At 47.0% G+C, this 22,874-nt stretch carries 19 protein-coding genes; 8 read left to right on the forward strand and 11 right to left on the reverse strand.

Annotated features, from left to right (window positions below; all coding sequences use genetic code 11):
• Positions 1–155: 155 nt before the first annotated feature.
• Positions 156–1,748: a DUF6377 domain-containing protein gene (locus BACHE_RS03115; RefSeq protein ID WP_013546252.1), complete on the reverse strand. Its 1,593-nt coding sequence runs from the start codon at positions 1,746–1,748 to the stop codon at positions 156–158.
• Positions 1,749–2,091: 343 nt separating this feature from the next.
• Between BACHE_RS03115 and BACHE_RS03120 the strand changes: the two genes are divergently transcribed.
• Positions 2,092–2,682 (forward strand): epoxyqueuosine reductase QueH, encoded by a 591-nt coding sequence (locus BACHE_RS03120; RefSeq protein WP_013546253.1) that lies wholly within the window; start codon positions 2,092–2,094, stop codon positions 2,680–2,682.
• On the opposite strand, the gene BACHE_RS03125 is transcribed toward BACHE_RS03120, so the two are convergent.
• Positions 2,663–3,910 (reverse strand): M16 family metallopeptidase, encoded by a 1,248-nt coding sequence (locus BACHE_RS03125; protein WP_013546254.1) that lies wholly within the window; start codon positions 3,908–3,910, stop codon positions 2,663–2,665. The genes BACHE_RS03120 and BACHE_RS03125 overlap by 20 nt on opposite strands.
• 267 nt (positions 3,911–4,177) lie before the next feature.
• On the opposite strand from BACHE_RS03125, the gene BACHE_RS03130 reads away from it, so the two are divergent.
• The 4 genes from BACHE_RS03130 to BACHE_RS03145 all read left to right on the forward strand — a co-directional run bounded on the left by BACHE_RS03130 (position 4,178) and on the right by BACHE_RS03145 (position 8,931).
• Positions 4,178–4,783 (forward strand): SIS domain-containing protein, encoded by a 606-nt coding sequence (locus BACHE_RS03130; RefSeq protein WP_013546255.1) that lies wholly within the window; start codon positions 4,178–4,180, stop codon positions 4,781–4,783.
• Positions 4,771–5,706 carry a carbohydrate kinase family protein gene (locus tag BACHE_RS03135; protein WP_013546256.1) on the forward strand — a complete coding sequence of 312 codons (936 nt, stop codon included), beginning with the start codon at positions 4,771–4,773 and terminating at the stop codon, positions 5,704–5,706. Before BACHE_RS03130 ends, BACHE_RS03135 begins: the two co-directional genes overlap by 13 nt.
• Before the next feature lie 77 nt (positions 5,707–5,783).
• A complete protein-coding gene (locus BACHE_RS03140) occupies positions 5,784–6,845 on the forward strand; it encodes a tyrosine-protein phosphatase (protein ID WP_013546257.1) in 1,062 nt (353 codons plus the stop codon).
• Positions 6,846–6,963: 118 nt separating this feature from the next.
• Positions 6,964–8,931 carry a DEAD/DEAH box helicase gene (locus BACHE_RS03145; protein WP_013546258.1) on the forward strand — a complete coding sequence of 656 codons (1,968 nt, stop codon included), beginning with the start codon at positions 6,964–6,966 and terminating at the stop codon, positions 8,929–8,931.
• Positions 8,932–9,091: 160 nt separating this feature from the next.
• Here BACHE_RS03145 and BACHE_RS03150 read toward each other — a convergent pair whose 3' ends face one another.
• On the reverse strand, positions 9,092–9,580 hold the full coding sequence (locus tag BACHE_RS03150) for a Dps family protein (RefSeq protein ID WP_013546259.1): 489 nt from the start codon (positions 9,578–9,580) through the stop codon (positions 9,092–9,094).
• 146 nt (positions 9,581–9,726) lie between these two features.
• Between BACHE_RS03150 and BACHE_RS03155 the strand changes: the two genes are divergently transcribed.
• The 3 genes from BACHE_RS03155 to ahpF all read left to right on the forward strand — a co-directional run bounded on the left by BACHE_RS03155 (position 9,727) and on the right by ahpF (position 13,084).
• Positions 9,727–10,653: a hydrogen peroxide-inducible genes activator gene (locus tag BACHE_RS03155; protein ID WP_013546260.1), complete on the forward strand. Its 927-nt coding sequence runs from the start codon at positions 9,727–9,729 to the stop codon at positions 10,651–10,653.
• Between the two features lie 114 nt (positions 10,654–10,767).
• Positions 10,768–11,334, forward strand: coding sequence for an alkyl hydroperoxide reductase subunit C (ahpC, locus tag BACHE_RS03160; protein WP_013546261.1), 567 nt, complete (start codon positions 10,768–10,770; stop codon positions 11,332–11,334).
• Positions 11,335–11,524: 190 nt separating this feature from the next.
• Positions 11,525–13,084, forward strand: coding sequence for an alkyl hydroperoxide reductase subunit F (ahpF, locus tag BACHE_RS03165; protein WP_013546262.1), 1,560 nt, complete (start codon positions 11,525–11,527; stop codon positions 13,082–13,084).
• On the opposite strand, the gene BACHE_RS03170 is transcribed toward ahpF, so the two are convergent.
• From BACHE_RS03170 to BACHE_RS03205, 8 genes are all read right to left on the reverse strand, one after another.
• Positions 13,035–15,194, reverse strand: coding sequence for a S46 family peptidase (locus tag BACHE_RS03170; RefSeq protein WP_013546263.1), 2,160 nt, complete (start codon positions 15,192–15,194; stop codon positions 13,035–13,037). The genes ahpF and BACHE_RS03170 overlap by 50 nt on opposite strands.
• A gap of 11 nt (positions 15,195–15,205) precedes the next feature.
• Positions 15,206–16,576, reverse strand: a complete 1,371-nt coding sequence (locus tag BACHE_RS03175) for a TIGR00341 family protein (protein ID WP_013546264.1) — start codon at positions 16,574–16,576, stop codon at positions 15,206–15,208.
• Positions 16,577–16,583: 7 nt separating this feature from the next.
• Positions 16,584–18,029, reverse strand: coding sequence for a lipopolysaccharide biosynthesis protein (locus BACHE_RS03180; RefSeq protein WP_013546265.1), 1,446 nt, complete (start codon positions 18,027–18,029; stop codon positions 16,584–16,586).
• Between the two features lie 71 nt (positions 18,030–18,100).
• Positions 18,101–19,135 carry a Holliday junction branch migration DNA helicase RuvB gene (ruvB, locus tag BACHE_RS03185; protein WP_013546266.1) on the reverse strand — a complete coding sequence of 345 codons (1,035 nt, stop codon included), beginning with the start codon at positions 19,133–19,135 and terminating at the stop codon, positions 18,101–18,103.
• 277 nt (positions 19,136–19,412) lie between these two features.
• Entirely contained in the window at positions 19,413–20,504 is a 1,092-nt protein-coding gene (locus BACHE_RS03190; RefSeq protein WP_013546268.1) for an SEL1-like repeat protein, read from the reverse strand.
• Positions 20,505–20,518: 14 nt separating this feature from the next.
• On the reverse strand, positions 20,519–21,532 hold the full coding sequence (locus tag BACHE_RS03195; RefSeq protein WP_013546269.1) for an energy transducer TonB: 1,014 nt from the start codon (positions 21,530–21,532) through the stop codon (positions 20,519–20,521).
• Positions 21,533–21,555: 23 nt separating this feature from the next.
• A complete protein-coding gene (locus tag BACHE_RS03200; protein ID WP_187289286.1) occupies positions 21,556–21,783 on the reverse strand; it encodes a hypothetical protein in 228 nt (75 codons plus the stop codon).
• On the reverse strand, positions 21,759–22,868 hold the full coding sequence (locus BACHE_RS03205) for a WG repeat-containing protein (protein WP_013546271.1): 1,110 nt from the start codon (positions 22,866–22,868) through the stop codon (positions 21,759–21,761). Before BACHE_RS03205 ends, BACHE_RS03200 begins: the two co-directional genes overlap by 25 nt.
• Between the last annotated feature and the right edge of the window lie 6 nt (positions 22,869–22,874).

Consider the following 22,874-nt stretch of genomic DNA (forward strand, 5'->3'; position numbering starts at 1 on the left):
CAAAGTTAGGAAAGATTAGAACGTCCCGTACCGACGAATCATGAATAGGTGGAAGGCACAATGCCATTAGCACAGTTAATATACTAAAAAGCAATAAGATAAAACACAATTGGAGATGCTAAAAAGTGGATACGGGAAGCACAATTGACGTATTGTCAGCGTATCATCATCAAACGTGTTTCAAAGTCTTCACGCGAAACACAAGCCTTATTTTTGACCTTGGCACGGTAATTATAAATAGTATTTACCGAATAACGAAGGAACTCTGCAATCTGCGAACTGTCATCTATGCCCAAACGGATAAGGGCAAAGATACGAAGTTCGGTATTCAACAACTCGCCTTTGCGAAGGACAATACGGTCCTCAGGGTGCAGTAGTTCATTGAATTTCTCGATGAAATCGGGGAAAAGGCGCAGAAAGGCACTGTCGAAGTTCTCGTATAGATCCTTCAGTCCGGCATCAAGCACTTCACGGGAACGTACCATCTTCAGGACTTCTTCCGTCTGCCCGGCAGACACCTTCTTGTTCACCATGCGGCGATAAGCATCCAAACGATTAATGTAAACGGAGCATAGGTTCATGAAGCGGCCTATATACTCTTCCTTGATATGGTTGGAGATATGTAGCTGCTCGTTTGCCCGTTCCAGATGATTACGGGCAACTGAAAGGCGTTTCATCTGGCGGTATATAAAGGCCATTGCAGCAACCAACAGCAAGGTCAAAGCGCTGATGCACCAGATATACAGCCTGAGACGGTCGTTCTGCCTTTCGCGCATGGCCTGATAAGTAAGGTCTATCAACGAAAGGATGCCCGCTGTCTGAAGACTGCGGCTACGGGCGTTGTAACGGTTGGTTTCGTCCCACGAAAAGCGGATATAACGGTAGGCACGCTCTATATCTCCCTCTTCATAAAGCAGTTGTGCAAGCATCCAGAGCGAGGCATGGTCTGTTATGCTCAAGCGAATATCGGTCAATGCGGACAATGCCAGAAAGCGTTTTTCTTCTCCCCGATTACCTGCCCGGCGATAAAGCAGTGAGCGCTGATAGGTGACCAAAGCGTATTGAGGCGTGTTGGGCACTGCACCTGCAAGGCGCGTATCATTGATGCTGAAAGCCTCATCCATATTGCCCGCCATCGCTTTATGCATTTCTTTCCGTTCCAGACAGAGGGTGGCAGTAGGTGGAAGAACCTGCATCAGCGAATCGTCATAGCATGCCGCCAATGCTCTGTAACGCTTCTTGAAAGTATTGTCCAGCGTATAGAAGCTCAATTCATTGTAGAGCTTGTAAAGGCAGTTGTAATAATCGGGCAACAGGCGGGCAGACAGCGAGGCCCTACCTATACGAGCCAACAGATCGGTCGCCTCCTCGTACATTCCGGCGGACGCCATCAGGTAAGCAAGTTCCAGGCGGGTTTCGCAGGCGGCTTCCCTATCCCCCCGACATTCCGCCCAATTCAGATTGACATTGAGATAATGGATGGCAGAATCGCAGACATAAGCCTTGTATTCCTTATACATTTCCCCATTCCATCGAAAAAAATCAGTGCTTGCCGTGTCCGCATCAGCCAGTTGTCTCCTGAGTCCGGCAATACGGGATTCGCGCACGGCTACGTAATCCTTGTGAGCATTGACAGCCTCATCCAAAGTGTTCATCAACGCAGCCACGGACAAAGTATCAGCCGAAGCAAGCACATTCTGCGCTATTGCAACGATGAAAAGACAAAAAAACAGCAGTTTTCCTTTCATGGCAACAAATATAGCAAGAAATTCTCTATACCCTCTGTCCTATTCCTCTTTTTCTCCATACCTACTCTCTGTTTTCTCCGTGTCTATAGAGAGCAGAAATATAGGGAGGAAATAAGGAGGGGATAGGGAGTTATCAGGAGGCAGAGAAAATTGGTCAAATTCTCGGATTTTTAAATTACGACTTATTCCTTTTCAGCCATTCCAACCTGCGTTGGTCAGGCAAATGTATTACCATAAATAGTGTGGCTTGAATAATATTTATACAAGAAGCTACATTTTTGCGCTGCTTTTTACATTACCTTTGCAAAGGTAACCGATTATAAAGAATTTACAATGATCTATTATGCCACTGATAACAACACCCAACGGCGAAGATAAAGTCCTCCTGCATTCCTGCTGCGCACCTTGCTCTTCGGCTATCATCGAATGTATGCTGGAGAACGGCATACGGCCAACCGTATTCTACTGCAATCCCAACATATACCCGCAGGAAGAATATGAAATCCGAAAGGCAGAAGCCGTCCGTTATGTTCAGCATTTGGGGCTTGACTTCGTTGATGCCGACTATGACCATGAGCTTTGGCGCAACATTGTGCGTGGTCTGGAAGATGAGCCGGAACGCGGCGGCCGCTGCCTGAAGTGCTTTATCCTGCGGCTGACAGAAACCGCCCGTTATGCATCCGAACATGGTTTTTCGGTGTTTACCACTACCCTTGCCTCCTCCCGATGGAAAAATCTGGAGCAGATTAATGAAGCCGGCAGACGTGCGGCATATCTCTATCCCGGCACTGTATTCTGGGAACAGAACTGGCGCAAGGGCGGGCTTCAAGACCGACGGAACGAACTTCTTAAAGAGCATGGCTTCTATAACCAGCAATATTGTGGCTGCGAATTCAGCATGCGGAACAAACCGGCTACTTATAAATCAGAGTAGAAAGGTAATCTTCTGCAAACATCTCATTGGCCACCTCAAGCAGTATCTCCGGAGTAAGATGTCCGATACGGTGGTACACAGCCTCGGAGGTTTCATATTTATTATAGTGAAGGAAAGTCTTTCCCATCCCCAAAGCATTGTTCTCATTATTGTCCGAAGCCACGCCGATTTGCCCGATCAATTGTTTACGGGCGGCGTCAAGCTGTGATGAAGTCATCTTGACATCGCGCATGCGCTTCAATTCTTTATAGACCAACCGTGTACAGAGGTCGGCATCCTCCGGGTCACAACCGAAATAGATACAGAAAGTGCCCGTATCGGTATAAGCGGTGAGATTGGATTCTACATTATATACCAATCCACGGCGTTCGCGAAGGGAGACGTTCAGACGGCTGTTCATTCCGGGGCCTCCCAAAACGTTGTTCAGCAGATAGAGCGCCGTGCGCTTGTCGTCATATGCATTGTAACCCCGGCCGCCAATCATGACGTGCACTTGATGGGTATCTTTAGGCACAATGAGATTCTTCGGAACATAGAGGGGAGGCGGAGTACGGCGTTTATCAACCGTGACGGCAGGAATATCCGACAATAACTTTTCCGCCCAACGCACCACTTGCCTGAAGTCCAGATTGCCCAATACAAAGAAAACCATGTTGGCTGGGCGATAGAAGCGGGAAGTAAACGAAGCGGCATCCTCGCTGCGGAAGCTTTTCAGTTGTTCGGGATTACCCAGGATATTGCGCCCCAACGGATGTCCACGGAAGATCAGGTCCTCAAAATCATCAAATATCAGTTCGGAAGGATTGTCTTCGTAAGATTGGATTTCATCGATGATGACCTCCGTTTCTTTCTCAATCTCGCGCGCGGGAAAGGTGGAATGAAACACAATGTCCGTCAACAACTCGAAAGCACGCCCGAAGTGTTCGGTGAGGAAAGCGGAATAAATCACGGTTTCTTCCTTGTTGGTGTAAGCGTTCAGGTCGCCTCCCACATTCTCCATGCGGTTCAGGATGTGCCATGCCTTGCGCTTGCGCGTCCCCTTAAAGATGAGGTGCTCCACGAAATGTGCCATGCCTTGCTCATTTTCGAGTTCATCGCGCGTGCCTGCATCTACGGCAAAGCCGCAATAAGCTACTTTGGAGGGTGACGGTTCGTGGATGATACGCAAGCCGTTGGGCAGTGTATATTGATTGTAAGCCGGGGACGCTTCTTTTATTAATTTCTTCATTATGACCTTTCAAACGATTTGAGGGTACAAAGATAGTGCAAACTGAAGTCAGTGCAAAGCAAGCCTGCCGTTTTTAATGAGGACGGTGCTCAGGAACTTTTAATTTACTCCGTTCAGAATGGATGCTGAAGTGGGGATCTCTCAATTTTTGATATAACTCCGCAATGAAACGAGGTATATTTAGCTTAATTACCGCAAAACTTATTGTCATTTATAGAAAATTGCAGATATTTGCAATCACTAATCACATATATCATATTAATTATAATGATTGCATCCATTCAAGAGCTCTTACAGAAAGAAGCACAGGCCGTACTGAACATTCCTGTGACGGACGTTTACGAAAAGGCAGTGGAACTTATCGTAGAACAAGTGCATCGTAAAAGAGGGAAATTAGTGACTTCCGGCATGGGGAAGGCAGGACAAATAGCCATGAACATCGCTACGACTTTTTGCTCGACAGGCATTCCCTCTGTATTCCTTCACCCCAGCGAAGCACAGCATGGAGACTTGGGCATATTGCAGGAAAACGACTTGCTGCTGCTTATTTCCAACTCAGGCAAAACTCGCGAAATTGTGGAACTGACGCAGTTGGCACATAACTTGAATCCGAATCTGAAATTCATTGTAATCACCGGAAATCCCGACAGCCCGCTGGCACATGAATCTGACGTATGCCTCAGCACCGGCAGCCCCAAAGAGGTGTGTACCTTGGGCATGACTCCCACGACTTCGACTACTGTAATGACAGTCATCGGTGACATATTAGTGGTACAAACCATGAAGGAGACAGGATTTACAATCGAAGACTATTCCAAACGCCATCACGGCGGCTACCTCGGAGAAAAATCAAGATCGCTATGCGTAAAGTAATCGGCATCGGGGAAACTATATTGGACATCATTTTCCGCAATGACCAGCCCACAGCGGCCGTTCCCGGCGGCTCGGTATTCAACGGCATCGTCTCATTGGGGCGGGCCGGTGTTCCCATCTGCTTCATCAGCGAAACGGGTAACGATCATGTGGGCAATATTATCCTGCAGTTCATGCGCGACAATCATATTCCCACCGATCACGTCAATGTGTTTCCCGATGGGAAATCCCCTATATCACTGGCTTTCCTCAACGATCGGAGCGATGCGGAATATATCTTCTATAAAGACTATCCCAAACAGAGGCTGGACATTGTTTATCCGAAGCTGGAAGAAGACGACATCGTAGTGATAGGCTCTTACTATGCGCTGAATCCGGTGTTGCGCGACAAAGTTACGGAACTGCTTGACCAGGCCCGTGAAAAGAGGGCCATCGTTTACTATGATCCCAATTTCCGTTCTTCACACAAGGAAGAAGCCATCAAGTTAGCTCCTACCATCATCGAGAATCTGGAATACGCAAACATAGTGCGCGGCTCGCAGGAGGATTTCTTCTACATGTATAGTATGCGCGAAGCCGACCGCATCTACAAGAACAAAATCCAGTTCTACTGCCCCAATTTCCTGTGCACCGCAGGCGCCGAAGAGATTTCGCTCCGCACCAACACAATAAAGAAAGAGTATGCCATTCCTCCGGTAGAAGCCGTCAGTACCATCGGCGCGGGAGACAACTTCAACGCCGGCATTATCTACGGTCTGCTGAAGTACGATGTCCGCTACGAGGATCTGGACAACATGGACGAAGGGACATGGGATAAAATCATCCGATGCGGCATGAAATTTGCGGCGGAAACATGCAAAAGCTTCAGCAACTCTATATCAAATGAGTTTGCAGAAAAATTAATGTTAGAAAAAGAAATATAAAACCTCGGCATCGCAAGCATTCTCTGTACCGAAATTACATATATTTGTGACTAAAGACTTTAGAGAGTTTACACACTATGTACAAGAATCTGTTTAACTTGCTCGCTTTGGTGGCACTGCTTCCTTCATGCAGTGGCACTGCTCCCCGCATCTCGGTTGTATGTGAGGAAAATAATGTAGGAAACAGCATTGTTAAGTGGGAAATAGCTCCGCTTATCAAAGGGAACGTGAAAGCATATGCATCCACAAATCCGAACAATATTCCTGAAGACAACCCCGTCGCGATGGCTAACATCTCTGACCAGAAAATGACAGTCATCACTACCGATCCTACACAACGATACTACTATACACTTGTATTCGGCAATAAATACCGGGTGAAAATAGCCACACGCAATGTCAATATCCTCGGCATACAGAATTTCCGTGACTTGGGCGGCTATCCGTCCTATACCACGAAGAAAGAAATGCGGTGGGGGATGCTCTATCGTTCGGCCGAAATAGACAGCTTGCCCGATTGCTCGCGTAAGGAGCTCAAAAACATCGGCATCAAGACAATCATAGACCTGCGCGCCAATTCTGAAGTTCCCAAGCAGCATCCCTTGCAGAATGAATTCAAAATCATCCACATTCCTATCGCCACAGGCGGCATGGAAAATATATTGAAAGGCATTCAGGAGCAAAAAATAAAAAGTGACACCGTCTATCGGATGGTAGAGCAAATGAACCGTGACCTCATAAATAATTATACCAAAGAATATCGCCTGATTTTCGAAGTCCTGCTGGACAAAAGCAACTACCCCATTGCCATCCATTGCTCATCGGGCAAAGGGCGCACAGGCATTGTATCGGCACTGATACTTACCGCCCTCGGCGTAAATGAAGACATCATCATGGAAGATTACCGCCTCAGCAACGATTACTTCAATATTCCCGCCGCTTCACAATATGCCTACCAACTTCCGGCACGTTCACAGGAGGCCATCACCACCGTGTTCTCGGCAAAGGAAGATTTTCTGAATGCAGCCAAGGACGAAGCCGAACGGAAATACGGAGACATGGAAACTTATCTGCAAAAAGGCATCGGACTGAGCAAGGAGGAAATAAAGAGATTACAAAACATTCTACTGAATGATTAGCAGACAATGGTCAGCTAATATTTACACATCAATCACAAACAAATCACTAATTACTAATGACTAATCACTAATTTATCACTATCTTTGTGCCCGAAATATAAAGATATACAAAGATTTAATGAAGACATTTGAAGAGCTCGGTGTGTCGGCGGAGATACGCCGTGCCATTGAAGAAATGGGCTACGCATGCCCTATGCCGGTACAAGAGGAAGTGATTCCTTATCTTTTAGGAGAAAACAATGACGTAGTAGCCCTTGCACAGACAGGAACCGGAAAGACCGCAGCATTCGGTCTGCCGCTTATTCAGCAGATTAACGTAAGCAAACGAATTCCACAATCCCTCATCCTCTGCCCCACCCGCGAGCTTTGCTTGCAGATAGCGGGCGACCTGAACGACTACTCCAAATACATCAACGGATTACGGGTGCTACCCGTATATGGAGGCTCCTCCATCGAAAGCCAGATACGTGCCTTGAAGCAAGGCGTACACATCATAGTAGCCACTCCGGGACGGCTGCTCGACCTTATGGAACGCAAAACCGTCTCCCTTTCTACCATCCAAAACGTGGTGATGGACGAAGCGGATGAAATGTTGAACATGGGCTTCACCGACAGCATCAACGCCATCCTGGCCGATGTACCGCAAGAACGCAACACACTGCTATTTTCCGCCACCATGAGCCCGGAAATAGCACGCATCTCAAAGAATTACCTGCACGACGCCAAAGAAATCACCATAGGACGCAAGAACGAAAGCACCAACAATGTGAAGCATGTGGTGTTCTGCGTACATGCCAAAGATAAATATGCCGCACTGAAGCGTATTGTGGACTACTACCCGCAGATATACGGCATCATATTCTGCCGCACCCGTAAGGAGACGCAGGAAATAGCCGACAAACTGATGCAGGAGGGATACAACGCCGACTCGCTGCACGGCGAACTGAGCCAAGCGCAACGTGACGCCGTGATGCAGAAATTCCGCATCCGCAACCTGCAACTATTAGTGGCTACGGACGTTGCCGCACGCGGTCTGGACGTGGATGACCTGACACATGTCATCAACTACGGGCTGCCCGATGACACAGAGAGCTACACCCACCGCAGCGGACGTACGGGACGTGCCGGGAAAACGGGTACATCTATCGCCATCATCAACCTGCGAGAAAAAGGAAAGATGCGTGATATAGAACGCATCATCGGTAAGAAGTTCGAGCAAGGTGAAATGCCCACCGCCAACCAAATCTGCGAGAAGCAATTACTGAAAGTGATTGATGACCTGGAGAAAGTAAAGGTGAACGATGAGGAGATAGAAACCTTCATGCCCGACATCTACCGCAAACTGGACTGGCTGAGCAAGGAAGACCTCATCAAACGCATGGTTTCTCACGAGTTCAACAAGTTCCTGGATTACTACCGCAACCGCGAAGATATAGAAACCGCCACAGGCAGCGAGCGCGGCGAGCGCAACGCAAGGGGCAGAGAGCGTGGCGAACGTGGCAGCAGCAACCGTCAGGCAGAACCGGGCTACAAACGCCTATTCATCAATCTCGGCAAGATGGACAATTTCTTCCCCAATGAGCTTATCGGCTTGCTGAACAAGAACACCCGCGGACGCATCGAATTGGGACGCATCGACCTGATGCCTAAATTCTCTTTCTTCGAGGTAGAGGAAAAAGAAGCCGGCAATGTGGTGAAAGCCTTGAACCGCGCCAACTGGAACGGCCGCAAGGTATCTGTGGAGATTGCCGGTGAAGAAAGCGGCAACACAGCCCACGGAGGCAAACGCCGGAACGACAGCGAAGGAAGCAGCCGCAGGGGAGCCTATGGAAAAAGAGAGGGCGATGGCAGAAAAGAATACGGAAGCAAGAAAGAATATGGCGACAAGAAGCGCGGCTACAAGGATGACAAGCCTGCATCCACCCCTTCCGAGAAGAAGAAACCCAGCCGCGAAGAACGCGGCTACACCAAGCAACGCGGCAAGAAGGACGACTGGAAGCAGTTCTTCCAAGACAAAGAAGGCTTCAAGGATGCCGAACCCGATTTCAGTGAGGAAGGCTGGGCCAAACGGACAAAGAAGAAATAAAGCAGCCGGCTGCTCACAAACAGAGCCTCCTCGCTTGCAAGATTCTCCTTTAGCGGGATAAAGTTACATTCACAGAAAGAGAGCCGTTCCGGATGCGTTAGCGCAATCCTGAACGGCTCTCTGTTTATATATCAAAGGATTATGTCTGAGTGTCTGTTCTCTATTTTGCGCAAGTCTTGGTACTGAAAGCCACAAGCATCCACACCATCTTTTCTTGTTCCTTGAGATAACCGGTAAGCAGGTCGGCAGTCACTACGTCGCCAGCCTCGTCCGCCAGTTCGATGAGCTTGCGTTCTTCAGCAATGAAGTGCTTGTACGTGTCGAGGATATGGTCAACGGCTTCGCTGCCGCAAGTCACATCGGACACTTCTTTCACGTTGGCCACCTTGAGGTATTCGCTGAACTTGTTGGTAGGCACACCGCCCAACGTCAGAATGCGTTCTGCAATCTCATCCACCTTGGCGGCGGCATCGTCGTACATGCTCTCGAACTTCTCGTGCAGCACGAAGAAGCCGTGTCCCTTGATATTCCAGTGAAAACCACGGAGGTTGGTATAATGTACTTGGAAATCAGCCAACAATTGGCTCAATGCAGTTACTACGCCGGCTGCCTTGTTCTCGTTCAAATTCAGATAATCTAAAGTTTTCATAATTCTATTGTTTTAAAAGGTTTATAAATTCCATTTCTTTTGTTTTGTGTTGCAAAGATAAGGGAGAAAGCAATGCGCGTCAAACAGATAATTTCTATCTTTGCATAGACGAATTCTATATATAACCTTCAAATGAGCTGTTCATCATGACTCTACAACAATTAGAATACATCCTTGCCGTCAATCAGTTCCGGCATTTTGCCAGGGCAGCCGAATACTGCCGTGTGACCCAACCTACCCTGAGCGCCATGATACAGAAACTGGAAGAAGAACTGGATATCAGAATATTCGACCGCAGCCAACAACCCGTATGCCCCACTCCCATCGGCATTCATATCATAGAACAAGCGCAGAATATATTGGTTCAGACAAACCGCATAAAAAGTATCATAGAAGAAAAAAAGCATTCACTCACCGGAACCTTCAAGCTGGGCATACTTCCCACCATAGCCCCATACCTTCTTCCTCGTTTCTTTCCGGAACTGATGAAGAAATATCCCGAACTTGACATCAGGGTAGTAGAGATGAAGACAAACGACATCAAAAAGGCATTGCAAACCGGAGAAATAGACACAGGCATCGTTGCAAGTCTGGCAGGAATGGAGGAATTCCGGCAGACTCCCCTATTCTACGAACAATTCTTTGCTTATGTGGCGCGTGAAAACCCTCTCTTCAACAATGAAGTAATCCGCACCTCCGACCTGACAGGCGAACAGCTTTGGCTATTGGACGAAGGACATTGCTTCCGTGACCAGTTGGTACGTTTTTGCCAACTGAAGGCGGCACGTGCCAGCCAGCTTGCCTACCATCTGGGCAGCATGGAGACTTTTATGCGCATGGTGGAAAGCGGTAAAGGCATCACCTTTATCCCCGAACTGGCGGTTCTGCAATTGGGCGACGCCCAAAGGGAACTGGTACGCCCCTTCGCCATTCCCTGTCCCACACGGCAGATTGTCATGCTGACCAACAAGGATTTCATCCGCTATACTCTGCTCGAAGCACTAAGCAAAGAGATACGATGCGCAGTGCCCGGAGAAATGCTTTCTCTAAAGGCAACCCAGATAGCCATATAGATTTTATCTATCGGTTCATAAAGCTTTTCAATCGGATTTTTTGTTATACTGGAAAAAAATGCTATATTTTTGCATCGGTAAAACAAAATACTAAACCTAATAAAAAGTAAAATTATGGAACCGATTATCAACTCTCAACTCCCTGAATTCAAAGTTCAGGCTTTCCAGAACGGAAACTTCAAGACTGTATCAAGCGAAGACGTAAAAGGCAAATGGGCCATCTTCTTCTTCTATCCGGCAGACTTTACTTTTGTATGCCCCACCGAACTGGTGGACATCGCCGAGAAATATGAGCAATTCCAAGCCATGGGCGTGGAAGTATATTCTGTGAGTACAGACTCGCACTTCGTACACAAAGCATGGCACGACGCTTCCGAGAGTATCCGCAAAATCAAGTACCCGATGCTGGCAGACCCGACGGGGGTGCTGAGCCGTGGCTTCGGCGTGATGATTGAAGAAGACGGAATGGCCTATCGCGGCACGTTCGTAGTGAATCCCGAAGGTAAAATCAAGATCGCCGAAATACAGGACAACAGTATCGGACGCAATGCGGATGAACTGCTCCGCAAAGTGGAAGCTGCCCAATTCGTGGCAACCCATGACGGCGAAGTCTGCCCTGCCAAATGGAAAAAAGGCGCAGATACGCTGAAGCCAAGCATCGACCTTGTAGGCAAGATTTGACCTCTAAGCAGTGCCAACTTAGTTTCATAGTTTGACACCGTTGGTTTCATGGCCAGAAACCGATGGTGTCAAAGCTTGAAACCGATGGTTCCAAAGCTTGAAACCAACGGTTCCCAAACATGGAAGCATCAATGCCACTCCGGACAAACAACCGTATCCTATCCCCCCCCAACAACAATCCCCATCAATCATGTTAGAAACAAGTATTTCAGACCAAGTGCGGAGCGTATTCCAGCAATTGGAAGCCCGCTATATCTTCCACATCACCTACCATCCCAAGCACGAACAGGCCGGGGAGCTCCTTGAGTTCCTGAACGATGTGGCAAGCTGTTCCGACAAACTGTCCTGCCGGACGACCGAAACCGACGAGCCCAAACTGGAGTTCGCGCTGCTGAAGGAAGGCAGGAAAACCGGAATAACATTCCGTGGCATCCCCACCGGACACGAGTTCACCTCTCTGCTGCTCGCCGTGCTCAATGCCGATGGAAAGGGTAAAAATCTGCCGGACGAAACCATCAGCCGCCGCATCAGGGCACTGAAAGGCCCCGTCCGTCTGCAAACCTACGTGTCGCTGACCTGCACCAACTGCCCCGACATAGTGCAAGCTCTAAACATCATGGCGTTATTGAATCCGCAGATTACGCATGAAATGACAGACGGGGCCATCTTCCAGAAAGAAGCGGACGACCTGAAAATACAAGCCGTACCATCCGTCTATGCCAACGGCAAGCAGTTTCATGTGGGACGCGGTTCATTAGGCGAGCTTCTACAGAAGTTGGAAAAAAGCTTCGGCAGCCTGCCGGATGCGGAAAACAGCCCAATTCACCGGGAATTTGACGTACTGGTTCTTGGTGGCGGCCCTGCAGGAGCCTCCGCAGCCATTTATTCTGCCCGTAAGGGATTACGCGTGGCTGTCGTTGCCGGACGGATCGGCGGACAAGTAAAGGAAACCGTAGGCATAGAGAACCTTATCTCCATTCCCCAAACCACGGGCGCACAACTTGCCGATGCACTCAGGAGTCACATAGGGCATTATCCGATACAGATCTTTGAAGACCGCAGCATAGAGAAAGCCGAACTGCAAGGCAAAGAGAAGAAAATATTTGCCGGAGGAGGAGAAACATTCATCGCCCCGGCAGTAATCATCGCCACAGGCGCCAGTTGGCGGCGGCTCAATGTAGAAGGTGAGGCAGAGTACATCGGACGCGGTGTAGCCTTTTGCCCGCATTGCGACGGGCCGTTCTATCAAGGCAAGGAGGTAGCCGTCATCGGGGGAGGGAACTCAGGCATCGAGGCGGCCATCGACCTGGCAGGCATTTGTAAGAAGGTAACCGTCTTCGAGTTTGCCGACACGCTGAAGGCTGACCGGATATTGCAGGAAAAAGCCCAAAGTCTGCCGAACGTAGAAATATTCACTTCCTCGCAAACCATGAAAGTGACGGGCAACGGAGATAAAGTAACAGCCATCCGCATAAAAAACCGCCTTACAGATGAAGAACGTGATTATTCTTTGGACGGTATCTTTGTACAAATAGGTCTGGCTGCCAACAGCGCGCCTTTTCGCGACGCACTGGATACAACTCCGATAGGCGAAATCAAGACAGATGCCTTCTGCCGTACCACCCTACCGGGTGTATATGCCGCAGGGGACGTGTCAAACGTGCCTTATAAACAGATTATCATTGCGATGGGCGAAGGCGCTAAAGCTGCGCTTTCTGCATTCGACGACCGGGTAAGAGGAGCTCTTTGATCAAGTTTTCCGCCTTTCCGTATTTCTCAATCATGAACAGCATGTAGCGCACATCCACTCCGATGGTGCGCTGCATCTTCGGTTCATAAAGGATGTCGCTGCTCATAGCTTCCCAATTACCGTCGAAAGCAAGCCCAAGCAACTCGCCTCGGGCATTGAACATGGCACTGCCCGAATTGCCGCCCGTAATATCGTTGTCCGATATGAAACAAACCTTCATTTCACCCTTTTCATCGGCATATCTGCCAAAATCACCGGAAGAAAGTAAAGACCGGATTTCCGGCTGTACCTCAAAGTCAACATCACCCACATGGGCTCTCACTTTCTCTAAAACACCTTTTGCGGTTGTATAGTAAGCATATTCCACCCCGTCAAACGGAGCATAGCCGCACACTGTGCCAAAGCTAAGGCGCATGGTGGAATTGGCATCGGGATAGAAATTGCGGGAAGCATACATCCTGCGCACCGCAGCGTTCAGCAGACGTTCGTTCCGCTGGATTTCACCGGATGCCTGCTGCACCTGCATGTTCATCTCAAACAGTTTCGTTATCAGGTCGATACCTAAAGTAATGGCTGGATCATCGTAAATATGATAAGTGCTGTCCTGCTCCAGAAAACGTTTCAATCCACGGGGAGTAGTTAATTCGGAATGGGCATAGAGGCTGTCCACATAGGCACGGCAGTTACCGCCGTACAAAGTATCAATGGCCTGATAAGGTGCAGGAAGATAAGTGGCATCCACTTTAGAGCGATATTCCTTCAACAGAGCCGTGAATACTTCCTTGTCCATATCAAGGTCGAGGTTAGCATATTTCTCTACAATGGCTTTCAGACCGGCTATCACAGTCTTTTCTTCACCTTCAAAGTCGAAATTCAGCAGAGACAATGCCTGCTGTATCAGTTCGGGGCCATTCAAAAAAGCCTCAACGAAATAAGCTTGCGCGCGATTGGTTTCCCGACGGTTCTTGTAATTCAGCTCCAAATCGGAAAAGAGATGAAGCAGTTGCTCCTGTTCTCCGGGCGTCTGCCTGATCCAACGGCGGAGCTCCTGTTCCATCGCCCGCTTCTTGTCGAGTACATGAAGCTTCCGCACAGCCCGGTTCACCCCGATGCTATTCTTCCAATAATTGGAACTTTCATCGTACTTAGAAGCATATTTGATACGGACGCTGTCGCGTTTGTCCATTTCGCGTTTCCAGATGGCCTGCTTCACGCCACGCACGTCGATCTGTGCCTGATTGGTATTCTGCACCATCTCTTCGATACCGAAAGAAGACAGATAACGGTCTGTGCTTCCCGGATAACCCAAAGTCATGCAAAAAGAACCTTCACGGTAACCATCCAGTGATATCGGGGCTACATATTCGGGATGATAAGGCACATTATCAGGAGAATAATCGGCAGGGCGGTTACTACTGTCGGCATAGATGCGGAAAACGCTGAAATCGCCTGTATGCCGGGGCCATTCCCAATTATCCGTATCCCAGCCGAACTTGCCCACCGAGGAAGGCGGGGCAAACACCAGACGAACGTCATTATAGTCTCGATAAACGGACAACCAGAACTCATTGCCTCCATAGTAAGCATCCACCACTCCCACCAAAGTGGAGTCTTTGCTTGACACCTCTTCACCGACAAGCAACATCATAGAGTCCACGACAGCAGAGCGCACCGCTTCATCCATGTCCGGGGCAACGGCGCCGAGCACACGCCTTGTCACGTCTTCCTGCTTCAGCAGAAAACGTACATAAAGTTCAGGATTCGGCAATTCTTCACTTTTACTGCGTGCCACAAAGCCATCCTTCAGGTAGTCATGCTCCACGGTAGAATGCTGCTGTATGCTGCTGAAACCACAATGATGATTGGTGAATACCAGCCCGTCTTCCGACACTACGACTCCGGAACAAAAGCCACCGAAACTGACGACGGCATCTTTCAAAGAAGGACGTTTGGGGCTGTACAGTTCAGCCGCAGGCATCTGCAAGCCCAATTCCTTCATTGATTCACGCGTCTTCCTGTTCAGGTTACCCAGCATCCACATTCCCTCGTCTGCCTGCCCTGCCAGTGTGAAAAGGCAACAGGCGGCTATAATCGCAAATTTCAGTTTCATTCCAGTATTTTTTATTCAGCAATCAGTCTCAATTTCTTGGAGCCTGTACGCGCCTTGAGCCATTCGGCAATCTTTTCTTTCTCACGTGAATCGGGGTGTTTTCCGAACTTCAGTACGGCAAGCGTAACGGTATCCGCCTGTACCGAATCAACAGCCAATTCAATGGCATGCGAAATGGAAACGGTCTTTACCGAAGGATAGAGCACTTTCAGTTCCGGAACAATTGTTTTGCCCAATTCATCGAAAGATTTATACCTTTCCAGACTGCTTTCCAGAGCCGAAATCTTTTGCTTCTGTTCCAACAGTCTCTGCTCACTGTTCTTGTAGAAGTCTTCCATCACCATAGCGCGGATAGAAGATATATCCACTGCTTCGTTGTTCATGCCCTGAAGCACAATCAGCCTGGTATTGTCCAGCTTATAATCCTTCAACTTGCTACGTGCAATGGCAATGGAAGCTTCGGGAACTTCCTGTCCTATCAGAACCACACGGATCTCATGCTCCTTGCCGCTATGATGAATCTTCTTATCGAGAACCTGCGTATCTCCAAAAGAGAGCTGCTCGCTGATGAAACGATTGGCAGAAGCCTCAAACAGAGAATCCTGCACAATGCCCACCGTAAGATAGACCGCCGGACACATCGTCAGAACCGCTATCAAGATAATGTATTTACGGACTTTCTTTTCCCGGTTCTTATCGACAAACTCCTTACGCCGAAAGTGCATCACGCGCACTCCCACAAATGTGGCAAGACTGATAAACACCGAATTGATGAAATAAAGATAGAATGCACCGAGGAAATAAATCAGGTTACCCGTAGCCAGTCCGTAACCAGCCGTACAAAGCGGAGGCATCAAAGCCGTGGCAATGGCAACACCGGGAATCACATTCCCTTTCTCTTTGGTAGAAAGAGCCGTGACACCTGCCAGACCACCCATCAGGGCGATAAGCACATCATAAATCGTAGGCGATGTACGTGCCAGCAATTCCGACTGCCCTTCGGCAACGGGACTTACGAGAAAGAAAACAGTAGCAGTTGTCACACTGAAAAGGGTCGTTATCAAGAAACTTTTCAGTGAACGCTTCATCAGCTCAAAGTCATTCAAACCTACAGAAAGTCCCACACCCATAATAGGACCCATCAAAGGAGAGATAAGCATGGCGCCGATAATTACAGCGGTTGAGTTGACATTCAAGCCCAACGATGCCATAAATATGGCGAATATCAGAATCCATAGGTTAGCCCCCTTGAACTCAACTCCTTTACGAATAGATTCCACCGTTGCGAGTTCGTTGTCTTTATCCTTGCGCAAGTCAAGGTATTCCTTTAAAAAGTTCTTAATAGCAAATGTGTTTCTTTCTTTCGGGTTAGGTGTCTCCATGTATAATCTATTTTTTGATAAAACGATTGATGATTGGTATTTGTTTAAGCGGCATATCGCACTTCACAATATAGGCAATAAACATCAGCAATAATACAGTACGGAAGGACATACGTAAATAAATATTCTCAATCGGGATATATTTGGCAGCCACACAAAGCACTGCCGCCAATAATATATAGCTACCAATTGCCTTTAAATCATACTTGATCGGGTATTTCTTCTGACCAACAAAGTAGGACAACAACATAGCTACCCCATAGCCGCAAAAACCGGCCCAGGCACATGCCATATAGCTGTACTTAGGAATCAGCAATACATTTATCAATACAAGTATCGTGCAGCCTATCAATGAGAAATAAGCTCCCCAACGTGTTTCGTCTATCAGTTTGTACCAAAAAGAGAGGTTGAAGTAAATACCCATAAAGATTTCCGCAGCCATCACAATCGGCACAACCCGAAGACCGGGCCAATAGTCACGTCCGATGATATAGCGCAAAATATCCATATAGAACATCACGGCAAGATATGCCAACAAGGTAAAGATAATGAAGAACTTCATTGCCTGCGCATACATTTCTTTATTATCCTTCTCCCGGCTCTTGCCAAACACAAAAGGTTCGTATGCAAAACGAAATGCTTGTGTAAACATCGCCATCACCATGGCAATCTTACTTGCCGCTCCATAAATGCCAAGCTGTACGGTAGCTTCCGCCTCATCAGGATAAACAAACGGGAAAATAATCTTGTCCGCTACCTGATTCAAGATGCCTGCTACGCCAAGTACCAATAAAGGAAGGCTATAGCTGAGCATCCGTTTCAGCAGCTTCTTGTCCAAAACGTATGCAAAGCCGCGGAATTCAGGTATCATGCAAAGCATTATTACCGATGTGCATATCAAGTTAAATAGGAAAGCATAACCTACATCATTCCCTTTTAGCCAAACATAATAAACCAGATTCAGTGCTATATTCAGGAAGATAAACAGCAATTTCAATGCGGCGAACTTAATCGGACGCTTCTTATAGCGCAAATAGGCAAAAGGAATACTTTGGATAGCATCCATCGCTACCACCACCATCATCATTCCTACGTACCAGGGATGTTCTCCATATTCCAGCCAACCGGCAATCGGGTCAAGAAAAATCAAACCCAATGCAAGGAAGCTAAGAGCGCCGATACTGATACTGAGTAATGTAGTAGAATATACCCTCATCGGATCTTCTTCACTCTTATTGGCAAAACGGAAGAATCCGGTTTCCATACCACAAGTGAGCAACACCATCACCAGTGCCACCCATGCATAAATATTCGTCACCACTCCATACCCGCCCGATTCAGCAGATAAGGCCATGGTATATACAGGAACCAGCAGATAATTAAGGAAACGTCCTATAATACTACTTGCTCCATAGATGGCAGTTTCTTTTGCCAAAGTTTTTAATCCAGCCACGTTATTTATTATTTCTATTCTTTACCCGATATTTCATTTATCTCTCCATCCTAATAGCTCTACATTAAATGTTAATCGCTGAACAACGTTTTCTGGCTACTGTACAGACTTCGTCCCAAATGTTTGTAAGCCAACTCCGTCACTTCACGACCTCGGGGAGTACGTTTCATGAAACCTTCTTTTATCAGGAACGGTTCATATACTTCTTCGATAGTACCGGCATCTTCGCCCAAAGCAGTAGCAATGGTAGTTAAACCTACCGGACCGCCTTTAAACTTATCAATGATAGTACAGAGTATCTTATTGTCTATCTCGTCCAGACCATATTTATCTATATTCAAGGCTTCGAGTGCATAATTAGCGATCTCTGTATCAATGCTTCCCGAACCTTTTACTTGGGCGAAGTCACGCACTCGACGCAGCAAAGCATTAGCAATACGAGGCGTACCACGACTACGTGAAGCAATCTCAGCCGCCGCCCTCGTCGAGCAAGGCACATCGAGAATACCGGACGAACGACGGATAATACCACTCAATACTTCATCGTCATAATATTCCAGATGCATATTGATACCGAAACGTGCCCGCAACGGAGCCGTCAGCAAGCCACTACGGGTAGTAGCGCCCACAAGTGTGAAAGGGCTTAAATCTATTTGTATGCTTCGTGCAGAGGGTCCTTTGTCTATCATGATGTCGATACGGTAATCCTCCATAGCCGAGTACAGATACTCTTCCACTATCGGAGAAAGACGATGTATTTCATCTATAAACAGTACATCGTTCGGTTCAAGACTGGTGAGCACTCCCGCCAAATCTCCCGGTTTATCAAGTACAGGACCTGAGGTTATCTTAAATCCTACCCCAAGCTCATTAGCTATTATATTGGAGAGTGTCGTCTTTCCCAATCCCGGAGGACCATGAAGCAGTACATGATCCAGTGCCTCACCTCTCAGGCGGGCAGCTTTCACAAAAATACGCAAGTTGTCCACTACCTTATCCTGCCCGCTGAAGTCCTCAAAATTCAAAGGGCGGAGGGCATTTTCAAAGTCGCGCTCCTTGCTGGAAAGTTGTTGTTGGTTGCGTATGTCGAAATCTTCCTGTTCCATTTATAGCACCTGTTTTTGTTAGTTACTATTTCTTGCAAAATAACGAATTAATTTCGAGATAAGCGGCATAAGGAATAACAAAAAGGCTGTATATGAAAGATAATCCCATACACAGCCTTGTTGAAAAGAACTATTATATTATAAAAATCAATCTTGCGAGGAAGCGTAAAAAAACTGTGTCACTTGTTTTCACATTCTTCCGCACGCAGCTAACATGATTAGCAGTAACCAATATATCACCAAAGTAAGGGATATTTTTCAGAATCTTCTTCCGCTTTTAATTTGATGAGTAAGACAGCATTCTTATCTCTTTCGATGGATACCAGGAAATTCCCAAAGTAACCTTCATATTCGTATTATGTCCGCCCTTTGTTCCCGGAATCCAGTTTGGCATACCATTAATCATTCGCATGGCCGCCTCATCCATTGATACCAATACGCGTTTCTTATAAACAGCATTGGAAATGCTTCCACTTGATGTTACGGTAAAAGTTATCCGTATCTCCCCATGCCCGGCACTTTCTATTGCAGGTGCTCCGGGTCTCCGATAATTGCTGAGATAAGTTTTAACCGCATCCGTCATTCTGGGTGGAGTTACCTTATTGCCGGCCTCCACCTGTTTTTCATACTCAGCCTTCACTATATTGTGCAGAGAACGGGCATCTTCATATCCTGCCGCCACAAGTTTTTCCAAAATGGCAAGAGATTGCTGCATGGGCGAACCACTCACTACCACTGCACCCGAATAAAGTATCTCCGCCACCCGCAGCTTGGTCGGATTATCATATTTCCCATCCCCTTTAGCGTACCATTCGTATGCTTTCTTCTTATTTATATCTGTTCCTACGCCGTCATAATACATATCTCCAATGTTGGTATATAACCATTTTTCTCCATGATTGGCAGCTCTTTCCGCATAAGCCAAGGCTCCGGACAAATCCTTTTCAGTGCCTTCCCCAAGTTGTTTTGCATTATAAACCCAATATTCCCCATCGCTATTATTCTGTTCGGCTGCCTTCATAAAATAGGTGTAAGCTGTATTCAGATTTTGGGTTACGCCATGTCCCTCTCGATAGAGTCGTCCGATATTCGTCAGACAAGGGGCATAATTGCGTGCCTCTCCCTTTTTATAAAGGTTCAAGGCAATGGCGTAGTTCTTTTCTACTCCTTTTCCACGCTCATACATATAGCCCAGGAAATCCAAAGCAGCCAAACTTCCATTCTTTGCAGCTCGCTGAAAGTAAGGCAGCGCCGCCTGATAATTCTCATTTTTATAAAGACGAATACCTGTTTCGGTATCATAATCATTCTGCGCAACCACCACCATTGCGCATAAAGTACATATAACTGTCAATAATATTTTCTTCATTTTTCTATTTAGTATTAAAAGGATATAGACACCCAGGTTTTCAACGTGGCAGGCGAGCCTCCTTTAGTTCCCGGTATCCAGCGTGGCATTATTTTAACCACCCGGCGGGCTTCCGTATCAAGATTGGAATGTAGGTGTGTAGATTCAATATAATCAATATTGCCATTTTCATCTACATAGAAAGAAACATTGACACTGCCATGTACCCCGAAACGGTCACCCAACGAAGCATTCAAATTTTTCTTGATAAATGCCTTCATAGCACTATCTCCACCAGGGAAGCGAGGTGCAACCTCCACGTTTGCCGCTGCATCTACCTCTGTATAGATTTCGTTCGCTGCTGTATAACCACCTTTTTTCAATTGTTGGAGCAGCTTCAAAGACTTCTGTAAATCTTTTCCAGTTCCATTTCCCTTATAGTAAAGAATGGCAAGACACATCTTTCCGTCATTGTTCAAACAGTCCTTTTCTGAAGCCATTGCTAATGCCCGATAAGCTTTTCCCCAATCTTTTCGTTGAAAATATGCTATTCCCATGTAGTTATAGGCATCGTTATATCCAAATGATACAGCCTTGTCATAGTATTCAAAAGCTTTATCTGTGTCTGGCGAAGCAACTCCACGCCCACTATAGTAACAAGATGCAAGCAAAGCACAGGCATGACCGCTACGAAGCGAAACAGCCTTTGTCCATAGACGACATGCTTCCTCCAGATTTGCTTTTACATTGAAATAATAAAGACCCAAGCAGACCAATCCTGGGGCATGATTCTTTTGGATAGCCTTATTATACATGTTCATCATAATTTTCTCATCCTTCGCTACTCCCCAACCTTCGCCATACATCTGTCCCAAGGCAACCACGGCTTCAAGGCTGCCTGACTTTGCGGCACGCTGCAAATAGGGCAAAGCCTCCGAATAGGAACTTTTATTGAACAGGCTCATGCCGGTTCTTTCATCGTAGGCGCTTTGCGCCACTGCCGCCACAGTACATAGCAGAAATACCCACGTACAAATAATATATCTCATAACGAATGTCCTTTCTTTTATTCTCAATATTCACTCCAGCCCGTATCTACCCGTGGAAGGCTATCGTCACTTGCATAGATTGTGATGTAACCGGGACCTGCTGATATCTTTATGCGTTGCCCTGAAGCACGCTTCCCGTCATTTCCTCCCAATGAGCTTATCAAAGCATCATACAAGGGACGGGTATTCTTTTTCTCCTTTACTTGCAGATGCAAAGTCATATAGTCTATCTTGGCAGTCGGTTTATCCACCGCAGTCTGTCCCCACCATCCGTCTGAAACCATTTCGTAGAAAGTGCCGTGAGCTTCGAGTGTATAGGATGAATCCCGTCAAATTGAGGATTTGCCACAAACTTGCCTTTCTTGTCTATCAGTCCCCACTTATCGTTTGTCCACACCCAAGCTGCCTTTTCCACAAATGCAACAACTCCTTCAAACTGAGGATTGATTTCTATCTTTCCCGATGTATTGACATAACCGCCCTTCTTTCCCATGACAACAACCGCCAAATCCGAATGATAGAACGGATAAGCCCCTTGAAACTGTGGATTGATAATAATCTTACCTTTTCCGTCACACCAGCCATACGAATCCCCCATTTTTATTACATACCGGTCACCGTCTGCTTTCATTTCCGCAAATTGGGGATTAATCACATACTTGCCGGACTTATCGATAACTCCGTACATATCGCCCGACTTAACAATCGCCTTTCCATTCAAAAAGAAAGAGGCTGCATCAAACTGGCAGTTTATCACGTTTTTCCCTTTCTTGTTCACATATCCGTATTTCCAATCCTTATTTCGCACAGCAGCCAGCCCATCTACGAAATTTGTCTCAAAAGACATACCTTCGGGCAACTCAAAAACCTTCTTTCCGTCTTTATCGATTACCCAACCTCTCTCATTGTCATCTTCCACAATTGCCAATCCTTCGGAATAGTTATAGACGTACCGTGCCTGCTTCAACGTAAAGAGGGAACGTCCTTTCGTGTCTATCAATTCCGGTGCTCCCATAGGTTTCACCACCCAAGCCCTGTCTTCATAGAAATCCGTTGCGCCACTGTACTGAGGACTTATCACATATTTGCCCGATTTATCTATAAATCCGGCTTTTCCGTCAGCCCGCACTTTCGCCAGTCCATCTGCAAAGCAGGATACATTGTCAAACTGAGGATTAATCATATATTCTCCTTTCGCATTGATAAATCCCCACTTATCACCCTGCTTTACGGGCATCAATGAGTAATCCACGTCACTATCATAACCGGAGGAGCAAGAAGCCAACAGGACGATTGCCAAAAGCAATTTCATTCCCAAATAAGTAAAATGTCTCATAATTGT

This window comes from Bacteroides helcogenes P 36-108, assembly GCF_000186225.1.
Taxonomy (GTDB): Bacteria; Bacteroidota; Bacteroidia; order Bacteroidales; family Bacteroidaceae; genus Bacteroides; species Bacteroides helcogenes.